The organism is Allobosea sp. MMO-172, assembly GCF_037147855.1.
GTDB lineage: Bacteria > Pseudomonadota > Alphaproteobacteria > Rhizobiales > Beijerinckiaceae > Allobosea.
This window is the reverse complement of the sequence record NZ_JBBCUM010000053.1, coordinates 1-388: the sequence shown is the minus strand read 5'-3', so window position 1 is coordinate 388 and position 388 is coordinate 1. Positions and strand designations below refer to the sequence as shown.

The 388-nt window shown below is 64.2% G+C and carries 1 protein-coding gene; it reads right to left on the bottom strand.

Features of this window, described 5'->3' with window-relative positions:
• Positions 1-388: FtsK/SpoIIIE domain-containing protein (locus WFK61_RS26070; protein WP_336814950.1), on the bottom strand; the 388-nt coding region annotated here is incomplete at both ends.

Sequence of the window (388 nt, the reverse complement as noted above, 5' to 3'; positions counted from 1 at the left end):
CGAGAGCTTCGACATCTTCTTGTAGCGCTCCTCCATCTCGCGCACCGCCCATTTGAGGGCGACGACCGCCTTCTTGGGATCGGTGACGACGGGCGTGAGCAGATGCGGGATGCCGTCATAGACGGAGAGTTCGAGCATCTTGGGATCGACCATGATCAGGCGGCACTCCTCCGGCTTCAGCCGGTAGAGGATCGACAGGATCATGGTGTTGATGGCGACGGACTTGCCCGAGCCGGTGGTGCCGGCGACGAGCAGATGCGGCATGCGCGCGAGATCGGCGATCACCGGCTCGCCGCCGATGGTCTTGCCGAGGCAGAGCGCGAGCTTGTGCTTGGTCGCCTCGAAATCCTGGCTGGCGAGGAGTTCGCGCAGGAAGACGGTCTCGCGG